The 10,560-nt window shown below is 36.1% G+C and carries 9 protein-coding genes; 3 read left to right on the top strand and 6 right to left on the bottom strand.

Going from position 1 to position 10,560, the window contains the following annotated elements; translation table 11 throughout:
* Positions 1-74: 74 nt before the first annotated feature.
* The gene (gene ppk1, locus E1140_RS04800) at positions 75-2,117 is read left to right on the top strand and encodes a polyphosphate kinase 1 (RefSeq protein WP_155179605.1); all 2,043 of its coding nucleotides are present in this window, start codon (positions 75-77) and stop codon (positions 2,115-2,117) included.
* 75 nt (positions 2,118-2,192) lie between these two features.
* Positions 2,193-3,692: a glycosyltransferase family 39 protein gene (locus tag E1140_RS04805; RefSeq protein ID WP_155179607.1), complete on the top strand. Its 1,500-nt coding sequence runs from the start codon at positions 2,193-2,195 to the stop codon at positions 3,690-3,692.
* A gap of 113 nt (positions 3,693-3,805) precedes the next feature.
* On the opposite strand, the gene E1140_RS04810 is transcribed toward E1140_RS04805, so the two are convergent.
* From E1140_RS04810 to E1140_RS04830, 5 genes are all read right to left on the bottom strand, one after another.
* Positions 3,806-5,008 carry a Pycsar system effector family protein gene (locus tag E1140_RS04810; protein WP_155179609.1) on the bottom strand — a complete coding sequence of 401 codons (1,203 nt, stop codon included), beginning with the start codon at positions 5,006-5,008 and terminating at the stop codon, positions 3,806-3,808.
* Between the two features lie 76 nt (positions 5,009-5,084).
* Positions 5,085-6,293 carry an NAD(P)-dependent oxidoreductase gene (locus E1140_RS04815; protein ID WP_155179611.1) on the bottom strand — a complete coding sequence of 403 codons (1,209 nt, stop codon included), beginning with the start codon at positions 6,291-6,293 and terminating at the stop codon, positions 5,085-5,087.
* Between the two features lie 138 nt (positions 6,294-6,431).
* A complete protein-coding gene (locus E1140_RS04820; RefSeq protein WP_155179613.1) occupies positions 6,432-6,659 on the bottom strand; it encodes a hypothetical protein in 228 nt (75 codons plus the stop codon).
* A gap of 4 nt (positions 6,660-6,663) precedes the next feature.
* Entirely contained in the window at positions 6,664-8,214 is a 1,551-nt protein-coding gene (gltX, locus tag E1140_RS04825; RefSeq protein WP_155179615.1) for a glutamate--tRNA ligase, read from the bottom strand.
* Between the two features lie 76 nt (positions 8,215-8,290).
* A complete protein-coding gene (locus tag E1140_RS04830) occupies positions 8,291-8,668 on the bottom strand; it encodes a RidA family protein (RefSeq protein ID WP_155179617.1) in 378 nt (125 codons plus the stop codon).
* Positions 8,669-8,753: 85 nt separating this feature from the next.
* On the opposite strand from E1140_RS04830, the gene E1140_RS04835 reads away from it, so the two are divergent.
* Complete coding sequence (locus E1140_RS04835; protein ID WP_155179619.1) at positions 8,754-9,404, top strand: 3-hydroxyacyl-CoA dehydrogenase family protein; 651 nt, start codon at positions 8,754-8,756, stop codon at positions 9,402-9,404.
* Here the strand turns inward: E1140_RS04835 and glmS are convergent.
* The coding region (gene glmS / locus E1140_RS04840) for a glutamine--fructose-6-phosphate transaminase (isomerizing) (protein WP_155179621.1) at positions 9,405-10,560 on the bottom strand (1,156 nt) is incomplete at its 5' end.

Consider the following 10,560-nt stretch of genomic DNA (forward strand, 5'->3'; position numbering starts at 1 on the left):
CAGTTAAATCAAATATATCGTTTCTTATTACTTTGTATAAGTAGTAATTTAAAGCAGAACTAAATAGACCCAAAATGGGTGAAAAACATACCTATTTCAATCGTGACCTTTCCTGGCTTTCATTTAACAAAAGGATACTTCAAGAAGCAGGCAATCCTGATGTGCCACTGTATGAGCGGATAAAGTTTCTTGCAATATACTCTTCGAACCTTGATGAATTCTTTATAGTTAGAGTGGCATCTATCAGGAGTATTATTAGTATCGATAAAAAGAAGATTTATAAGCGTTTGAGTGATGATCCGCGTGTAGTACTTGATTCTATACTCAGAGAGGTCCATGTACAACAGGAAGAGTTTGGTAGAATAAAAAGAGAAGTGACTATTCCTGAGCTTAAGAAGCACGGGATTGTTTTATACAGAGACGAACAGCCCTTAAATGATCATAATGATGCGATAAACCATTATTTCAGAAGCAGAATTTTATCCTACCTACAGCCTCATATACTAACAGGGAAGAAAACAAGAAAGGTGTTTCTTGAAAATAAACAGCTGTATTTTGTTATTGACTTAGTTAATCAGTTGAATGAGTCAGAGTATGCTTTAGTGAATATACCTTCAAACTTTCTCGATAGGTTCGTTAAACTTCCAACAATCAACAAGCTTCATTATTTCATTATCATTGATGATATCATTAGAGAAAATCTGGATTTCTTATTTCCTAATTATAAGATTCAAGGCTGTTATTCTATTAAACTTAATAGAGATGCAGAGCTCAATATTGAGGATGAGTACTCTGGAGATTTAGTTAAGAAAATCCAAAAACAGATTGCGAAAAGAAATCTTGGGGTACCTTCCAGATTTTTATATGATGCCACCATGTCGGTGGAAATGGCTGAATACCTAAAAGGCAGATTTGATTTAGTGGATGATGACATGGTTCCTGGCGGTAGGTATCATAACATGAATGACTTGTTTGGCTTAAAGAATCCGTTGTCACCTGAGCTAGAGTATGATTATAAGTCGCCTTTAAAGATAAAGGGTATTGAAAGGTACAAATCAATATTCGATGCCATTGATAAGTCGGACCAGCTTATGCACTTTCCATATCAGTCTTATGACTATGTGCTGCGGTTCTTCAATGAGGCAGCACTCGATCCGGAGGTGAAACAAATAAAGGCTACATTTTATAGAATTGCTCCGGAGTCATTTATCTGTAATGCTTTGATAAGCGCTGCCATTAATGGTAAAAAGGTTACCGTCTTTGTAGAACTCAAAGCAAGGTTTGATGAACAAAACAATCTCAAATGGGCAGAAAAAATGAAAGCTGCTGGGGTTAAGATAATATACAGTATGCCTGGACTGAAAGTGCATGCTAAGGTGGCTGTTATTACCAGAAGGAATTCTGAAGGAAAAAAAGTTAATTATGGATATTTTGGAACTGGCAACTTCAACGAAAAAACCGCTACTATATATGCGGATCAGGCCCTGCTGTCAACCAATGAAAAGCTGACCACTGAATTAGACCAGCTGTTTTTGTTTCTTGAGAAACAGGAAACTCCGAATTTCGAAACTCTTCTGGTGTCTCAATTTAATATTATTGATCGTTTTGAATCATTAATTGACCGAGAAATTGAAAATGCCAAAGCAGGGAAGAAGGCTTTGATCATTATCAAAATAAATAACCTGCAGCATCAGGGCATGATCAGCAAGTTATATCAAGCTAGTGAGGCGGGGGTTAAAATTGATATGATTGTACGTTCTATTTGCTGCCTTATACCTGGAGTAAAGGGCATGAGTGATAATATTAATGTTCATAGGATAGTAGATCAATATTTAGAGCATAGCAGAGCATTCTATTTCTATAACAATGGAGATGATGAGTTATACCAAGGCTCTGCTGATTGGATGAATCGTAATCTGGAGCGAAGGATAGAAGTGGTGTTTCCTGTTCTTAAAAGGGAGTTTAAGGAACAAATTCTTAAGATGCTTGAGCTTCAATTGAATGATAATATTAAGGGCGTAATGCTAGATGTGGAATTAAACAATGTTCCTGTTGAAGGAAAAAGTAAAGTAAGAAGTCAGATTGATTTTTATGAGTATTTGGGAAGTATTGAATGAAATTATAATTTATTTTGGCAAACATTTATGAATTAAAAGCTTTCAATGAAATCTTTCAAATATTAAGGTCATCTAATGAAATGGATGGACCATTATTTTTCAGACGAATTCCTTTCTCAAGTTTTTGGAAAGATTTCAAATAGAATCTATCTAATAGGTATTTTAGTCTTAGGTTTTGCTGTAAGAGGCAGGCAATATTTAACTAATAGATCATTTTGGCTTGATGAAGCATTTTTAGCAAATAATTTCAAGAGCCGAGATTATATGCAATTACTCGAGCCTTTAGACTACTCACAGGTTGCACCCATTGGGTTTCTGTGGTTAGAAGAGTTAATGAGCAACATATTTGGACTTAATGAATATGCCTTACGGCTGATACCATTTATTACTTCAATCGCAGCTATTTACCTTCTCTATGATCTTTCAAGAGTTCTATTGTCAAAAGGATGGGGCTTGGTTATCGCTTTTGCATCTATTTTGCCTTACACATTGACCTACTATGCCTCAGAACTAAAGCAATATATGACCGATTTGTTTATAGCAGTATTACTTTTTTGGATATTCTATAGGTTTTGTTTCAAAAAAAAGAACTATTGGTCGATTTTCTTATTGGGAGTGGTTGGTGCTATTTCTATCTGGTTCTCTAACATTACACCTATAATTTTACTTTCTTTAGGGTTTGCACTTTGGTTACCTCCGCTCAAAAAGTTTGATCTCCGCAAATTTTTTGTCATCATATCGGCAAATGTATTATGGCTGATTAGTTTCTTTTTTTATTATACATCTTTTATTCAAGGCAACCCTCATAGAGAAGGAATGCTAAGGTATTGGCGTAACTCCTTTTTACCCCATGAGTTTGAAGAAGCTTTTAAATGGCTTGATGAAACATTTCATGATTTGTTCATGAATATTGTTAGTCATAGTGATGCAGCCAATCTAGCATTGGGGTTGTTTATTATAGGCGTTTTTTCAGTGTTTTTTCGTAAGTCTAAGAGACACTACACATATCTATTTCTTCCCATTTTAATACACTTGGTACTATCCTACTTTCAGCTATACCCCTTCAATGGACGACTGATTCTCTACATTCTTCCATTTGTTATTTTCTTTGAATTTGTTGGAATAGAATTTATTGTTGGGTTTTTTAAACACAGGACCGCACTGGCAGCGTTATTGATTGTCACATTACTTTATAGATCATTCAATATCATGTCAGAGTACTTTGTTCATCCACCTATTAGAGAGGATATAAAACCAGTATTGCAATACGTAAAGAAAAATAAACAGCCTGAGGATATAGTATATTTATATTTTGGAAGTCATGCTGCATTTAAATTTTATAAAGAAGACTACTTCACTGAAAGCGATCATTGTATAGTCGGAGTTGCATCAAGTGATCATTATGAAAAGTTCTTAGATGAATTTAATGCACTGACTAATAGAGTATGGATTGTTTTCTCTCATATGTATCCACCAAATGGAATTGAGTATCTAAATGAAAAAATACCTACTTATGAGCAGTTGGATTATTATGAAGCTCAAGGTGCTAAGGTGTATTTGGTGAGCAAGAATTAAAATAAATCTTACAACAGCTATGTTTTCCAATGGGAGCCATTTGAGTAAGAGCTGAATTAATAAATTTAGATGTTGAAAAGCTAAGGAAGATAGGAGAGGTCAAAAAGATTTAATCAACCTGCAGTTGGATAGAGCAACATTGCAGTAATAAAGCTTAGGATGGAGATAATGAACCCAAACATGAACACGTTGTAGGACTTTCTGAGCATTCTGTATTTCTTACCAAGAACAATCCCTAAAAAGTAAATATCCTTTATCATGCTGCCATATAGGAAATCAGCATCTTTCATCATTTCTCGCATACCCCACATATAATTGTCTAGCTCCATGCTGTGAAAGTTGCCGAAAAACAGCAAGTTGGTTTTCTTTTCTCTTATTTCTTCAGTGGTAAACTTACCGGAAGACACATTTGGCCTTGTAGCCAGCACCGCAAAAACAATTGTAGTGAGGCATACAAAAACAAGTAGCATGGCAGGAATGATAAGCTGAGGCCAATCTTCAAACTTTCTAAACAGTACTGAAACTAATACAGAAAGGATAATAGAATTAATTGAGATCATGATATTGGCCTTATTATCAGCCATAGCACTCAATTGTAAATGATTTTTGGAAGTGATTCGAAACATAGTTTCTATGCCTCTGTCGGGCTTTTGAATTTTAGCTTTTGCTAACTTTTCTTCAAGCTTGGTTATCTGGGCTTCAAGCTTTTCGGTTGACTTCTGTTTCTTTTTCAACTTTTTTTTTACCTGCTTTATATTCTCTTGCTTACGTGGTTCAAGCACATTTTGCCCATAATTGGTAAAATATTTATGTTGGTCAATGAACTTTAATGTCTTGTTCATCCAGTCAGTTTGTGCCATTTGCTGATCGCAAAGTCTACCAATTTCACCCCTTAAAGCTTCACTTTTATTGGCAAAATTTTCAGTTGATAAATGAAATAAGTCAGCATCACAAATAACCTCAGACAATTTATCTGTGGGGCTTTGAGGCATTTTAGTACTAGCAATTATTTTAGCTATTCTCTCAATTCGGGTTTCTTCCATTCCCCATTCAGAAAACTTTTCCCTCATTAACCGGATACTCTCCTCTTCATGATTATTTGAATCACAATTGTAGCCCAGATCATGAAACCAGGCGGCAAGTTTCACATCCTCAAGCTCTTCCTCTGATAAGTGCTCTTCTTTACCAATTATATCTACAGCTTCTACAACCTCGAGGGTATGTTGCAAATTGTGATAGATAAATTCATCAGGAAGAGATTGCAGAACTTCTTCACTATAAGACTGGGCATTTTTTAGAAGGTTTGTTTCAACCATAATACTTCTAAGTAAGTAAAAAATTACTATAAATCCTTGAAGAACATAACCATAACGCCTAACTGGGCACTATCGTTTATTTGCCGTCAACATAATTTTGTAAATACTGAAACCTTTCTGTGAGTTTTCCATTTTCTGCAATAGTCGCTCTTTTAATTACCTCTTGTTTATCTTCTCCAAGTAAGTGAGGTAGTACATTATTGACCATTTCATGACCAAAGTCTGTAGATGCGTCTCTGGGTAGCTCACAAGGGAGGTTATCAACAGCCATTACCGTTATATTTCCTTCATCTTTTAATGGTGCCTCAACTTCGTTATCGGTTGGATTGTAATCGTAGATTGGGTCATCAATTGTACTTGATCTTTTAGTGGAAGGAATAGAACCTTCTATGTCACAGGTAATGTCTGCTATTACCCGAATTCGAAAGTCAGGTCTAATAATGTCTTCTCTCTTAAATAATACTGGAGCCTCTGGTGCCCAAAATGCTCCGGCAATCAGTATGTCTGCTACTTTAGCAAATTTCAAGAAGTCACTTTCATAATTTTCAGGCTGCTTATAGAACTCATTCCTGTTAAACTCACCACCATTAATTGGTTTGTTATAATCCCTGCTATTAAGCTGGGTATATACAGGCTCATCATATAAGTTTTCTAAAAATTCAGCTGGTGTAACTTTTCTAATGTGCATGCCATCTAGCACCTCCATTGCCCCTCTGGATACTCTACCGCCTCCCGTTACGGCTATTTTTATACGCGGAAGTTTCACTTTTTGATATTCCGTTTTCAAATCTTCCAAATCAAAACATTCATGTGCGGGCCTGATCTTAAACTGGTTATACCTTTTTCCGTAGGTTAATATGCCATTGTAAGCTCCCACAATTCCAGCATACCTGCCGAATGCTACGATACGAGTTTTGTTTTCATCAGTGAGTAGCTCATAATCAATTAGTCTAATATTCTTTTTTAGAATTGCTCTTAAAAGCTCTCTATTATATGATTGCTCTTTGATGGTGTGTGAAAAGAACAAATAGGTCTTATTTGGAATGAGATTATCAATAGGAACTTCTTTTACCCCAAGCAGGATATCACAATCTTCAACTTCCTTTACAATCTCAATACCCACATTTGTATAATCAGCATCCTCAAAACACCTGATGTCGCTGGTCTGGGCCACTATTTCTAAATCTGAAAATTTTTCAAGAGCTTCTTTGGTTTGAGAAGGAATAATAGGAACTCTTTTATCAACAGGAATTTTACCCTCTTTTAGGATGCCGATTTTAGTCATTATTGCAATACATTTGGTTTATAAAATTGGGCAAATATATCATTTATAAGTCATTCAAAATGAGCTGAATAGTGCTTATTTTATTAGGAAAGGAGAGGTGGGTGCTTAAAGTTGTGTAAAACAAAAAAGAGGAGTAGTTTACTCCTCTTCATCTGCTGGTTTATTTTTAATCTCTTTGTAATCTTCTCGATCTATAAGCTTCTTATCTTCGACATTCTTATTCAAAAATTCATTGATTTTATCAATGCTGAAGCTTGTTCTTAACTCTCCAAAGGAATCAATTTCTATGTTAAAACCATCTAACTCTGGATTTACCGTTGGTTTTTCTTTTTTCTTTTCGTCCTTTTTTGAATTTCTCTTTGCCATGGTGTTAGCTCTCCATTTTTAATGGTAACACCTCAATGGCTTTAAGAATTCTTTTTTCTACCTCTTTTTTTCCAAGAATTTCCATGATGTCCATTAAATCAGGCCCAGAGCCCTTTCCAGTCAGTGCAATTCTTAATGCTTGCATTACCAGACCGATTTTAAATCCACGCTCATCAAGTATTTCAATTAGAAGTGTTTTCGCATTATCAGCATTGAAGTCTTCAACAGAACTGATCTTATCAATGTATTCAGAAAAAACGGAAACAGCAGTTTCGTTCCATTTTTTAGCCACTATACCCTCGTCATAACTTGTTGGAGTTGTAAAGAAAAATTGTCCTTCGGTCCAAATTTCCTGAGGGAATGTCACGCGCTCTTTTAGCGTGTCACATATTTTAGATAACATTTCATCGCTATAAGTGATATGATCGCTTGTTAAGTTGGGCTTTATATAGCTCGTCAATTCTTCTCCTGTTTTTGCTTTCAGGTACTGTTGATTGTACCATTTAGCCTTTTCGATGTCAAACTTTGTTCCCGATTTGCCTATTCTCTCTACAGTGAAAGCTTCTGTAAGGGCTTCCATTGAGAATATTTCTTCCTCTGTTCCTGGATTCCAACCTAAAAAGGCAAGGAAGTTTAAGAATGCATCTGGTAGATATCCAGCTTCTCTAAAGCCACTAAATGTTTCAGGTCTACCGTCTTTGCCTGCAAATTCTCCAGTTATCGGAAATACAGGAAACCCTAATTTGTCTCCATCTCTTTTACTCAATTTTCCATTGCCATCAGGTTTTAGTAGTAGCGGTAAGTGAGCAAATTGAGGCATTGAATCCTCCCAACCTAAAAACTTGTATAAAAGCACATGCAATGGAGCTGAAGGAAGCCATTCCTCTCCTCTTATAACATGGGTTATTTTCATTAAATGATCATCAACAACATTAGCAAGATGATATGTTGGCATCCCATCAGATTTCATCAATACTTTGTCGTCTATTGCTGAAGAATGCACCATTACCCAGCCCCGTACCATGTCATTAAGCCTTACTTCTTCTTTTCGGGGTACTTTTAATCTTATTACATAAGGAACTCCAGAGTCTAACCTTTCTTTAACTTCCTCTTCTGTTAGGGTTAAAGAGTTGTTCATTTGCATTCTGGTGATAGCATTGTACTGCGGATTGTCCACTTTGGCAGCTTTTAGGCGCTCACGCATAGCTTCAAGCTCTTCAGAAGTATCAAATGCATAATAAGCATTTCCTTCATCCACAAGCTTCTTGGCATACTCCATATACATGCTCTTCCTTTGAGACTGTCTATATGGCCCAAAATCACCACCTACTTTGGGACTTTCGTCAGGAATTATCCCAACCCATTCCAAAGCATTGAGAATATAATCTTCAGCGCCTTCAACATATCTAGCTTGATCTGTATCTTCAACTCTCAAAACCATCGTGCCATTATTCTTTTTGGCAAACAGATAGTTATATAATGCCGTTCTTACACCACCAATATGTAAAGCCCCTGTAGGACTTGGTGCGAATCTTACTCTTACCCCGTTCTGCATACTTATAAATTTAGGAGTGCAAAGCTAACAAATTATAGGCTTGAATGACAGTGATGCGCATTCATCATTAGGTTAGCTATTTTATAGCAATACATGATATTTCAACATTCACATCTTTCGGTAGACGACTTACTTCCACAGTTTCTCTGGCTGGAGGATTTTCAGTAAAACTTTGGCCATATACAGCATTAATTTTAGTAAAATCATCCATGCTTTTTACAAAGATGCTGCACTTGACAACATTCTTAAATTCATAACCAGCTTCACTTAAAATTGCATCCAGATTTTTCATAACTTGAGCAGTTTCTGACTCTATGTCGGAATCAATCATTTCACCTGTTGAGCGATCGATAGCTATTTGACCTGAAATGTATAAGGTATTGCCTGCTAAAACAGCCTGACTGTATGGGCCAATTGGTTCCGGTGCGAGATTGCTGTTAATAATCTTTTTCATAGTAGTATAGTTTTTTGTTATCTCTATTTTTGCCTCTCTAATATCGTTTATTAGTGTCTTTAATTAGAATTATTTAAGAGTTGAAATGAAAATATTAATTGTAGGTTCAGAAAGGTCGTTTGCAGAAGCTCAAAATAAGCTCGAAAACCAGCATTCACTAACACATGTGTATGACTTTTTTGATTGTACAGATCCTTTGACCTTTGACTTTATTTTTGATTTTATGATTGATGAAAATCCAGAGCTCGTTGAGCACTATGCTAAATTAGAGAAGGTTGCTGTATTTTTAAATACTGTGAGAATTTCATTGGGAGAACTACAATTTACTTATGGTAGTTGGGACAACAGCATATATGGATTTAATGGGTTACCTACATTTTTCGATAGAGAGGTTTTAGAATTGACTTCAATTAATGGACATGTAAATGAGAACCTATTAACTCAGCTTGATTTTCAATATGAGGTTGTTGATGATAGGGTGGGAATGGTTACACCACGAGTGGTCTTGATGATTATAAATGAGGCATTTTATACAGTAATGGAAGGCACCGCTAGCAAAGAGGATATAGATCAGGGGATGAAGTTAGGAACCAACTATCCGTTCGGTCCTTTTGAATGGTGCGAGAGAATTGGAATTTCTCAAGTATATGAAACTTTGGAAGCCTTATATGAGGATACAAAAGAGGAGCGATATAAGATCGCCCCTCTTTTAAAACAAGAATATTTAAAGTCTTAGTTATTCTACTGTTACCGATTTAGCCAAATTCCTGGGCTGATCAACATTGCAACCTCTCATTACAGCAATATGGTAAGATAGCAATTGCAAAGGTATAACAGATACCATGGGCATTAATGCTTCATCAGTTTTAGGAACCTCAATCACATATTCAGCCATCTTGGGTATCAGTACATCGCCTTCTGTGACCACTGCTATAACCTTTCCTTTTCGAGCTTTTACTTCTTGGATATTAGAAACTACTTTATCATAGCTACTGTCCCTAGTTGCAATAAATACAACAGGCATTTCCTCATCTATAAGAGCAATAGGGCCATGTTTCATTTCTGCTGCCGGGTAACCTTCAGCGTGTATGTAACTAATCTCCTTAAGCTTTAATGCACCTTCTAACGCAACTGGAAAGTTAAAGCCCCTGCCTAGGTATAGAAAATTCCGAGCATCTTTAAATAGCTCAGCAATTTCCTTAATTTGAGGTTCAAGCTTTAGCGCTTTCTCAACTTTAGCTGGAATGTTCTCAAGTTCAACAAGAAGCTCCCTATATCTTCTTTCTGAAATTGTACCTTTTCTATGTGCTACTCTCAGAGCTATCATATTAAGGACAGTCAGTTGAGCTGTAAAAGCTTTAGTACTCGCAACACCTATTTCAGGTCCGGCATGTGTGTAAGCTCCTTCATGAGAGGTTCTTGCAATAGAAGAGCCTACCACATTACATACACCAAAAATGATAGCACCTTTAGATTTGGCTAATTCTATGGCTGCTAAAGTATCAGCAGTTTCACCAGATTGTGATATAGCAATTACGACATCACCTTCTTTAATTATAGGGTTTCTATATCTGAATTCAGAAGCGTACTCAACTTCAACAGGAATTCTACAGAATTCCTCGAAGAAATATTCAGCAACAAGTCCAGCATGCCATGAAGTGCCGCAGGCTACAATTATAATTCTGTCTGCATTAACAAGCTTATTGGCGTATTCTCTTATTCCTCCTAATACTAATCTTCCTTCATTGGCATCAAGGCGGCCTCTCATACAATCGCTTATTGACTTTGGCTGTTCGAATATTTCCTTCAGCATGAAGTGCTCATAGCCACCTTTTTCAATAGCTTCTAGCTCCATATCCAGTGTCTGAATGTAAGGGGTTAAAGGAACATCT

It is taken from the genome of Fulvivirga lutimaris (assembly GCF_009711525.1).
Lineage (GTDB): Bacteria > Bacteroidota > Bacteroidia > Cytophagales > Cyclobacteriaceae > Fulvivirga > Fulvivirga lutimaris.

Coding starts and splice junctions, on each gene's coding strand:
- E1140_RS04830 (WP_155179617.1), bottom strand. CDS start 8,668: ATGAAAAAGATTATTAACAGCAATCTCGCACCGGAACCAATTGGCCCA.
- E1140_RS04835 (WP_155179619.1), top strand. CDS start 8,754: ATGAAAATATTAATTGTAGGTTCAGAAAGGTCGTTTGCAGAAGCTCAA.
- E1140_RS04820 (WP_155179613.1), bottom strand. CDS start 6,659: ATGGCAAAGAGAAATTCAAAAAAGGACGAAAAGAAAAAAGAAAAACCA.
- E1140_RS04805 (WP_155179607.1), top strand. CDS start 2,193: ATGAAATGGATGGACCATTATTTTTCAGACGAATTCCTTTCTCAAGTT.
- E1140_RS04815 (WP_155179611.1), bottom strand. CDS start 6,293: ATGACTAAAATCGGCATCCTAAAAGAGGGTAAAATTCCTGTTGATAAA.
- gltX (WP_155179615.1), bottom strand. CDS start 8,214: ATGCAGAACGGGGTAAGAGTAAGATTCGCACCAAGTCCTACAGGGGCT.
- ppk1 (WP_155179605.1), top strand. CDS start 75: ATGGGTGAAAAACATACCTATTTCAATCGTGACCTTTCCTGGCTTTCA.
- E1140_RS04810 (WP_155179609.1), bottom strand. CDS start 5,008: ATGGTTGAAACAAACCTTCTAAAAAATGCCCAGTCTTATAGTGAAGAA.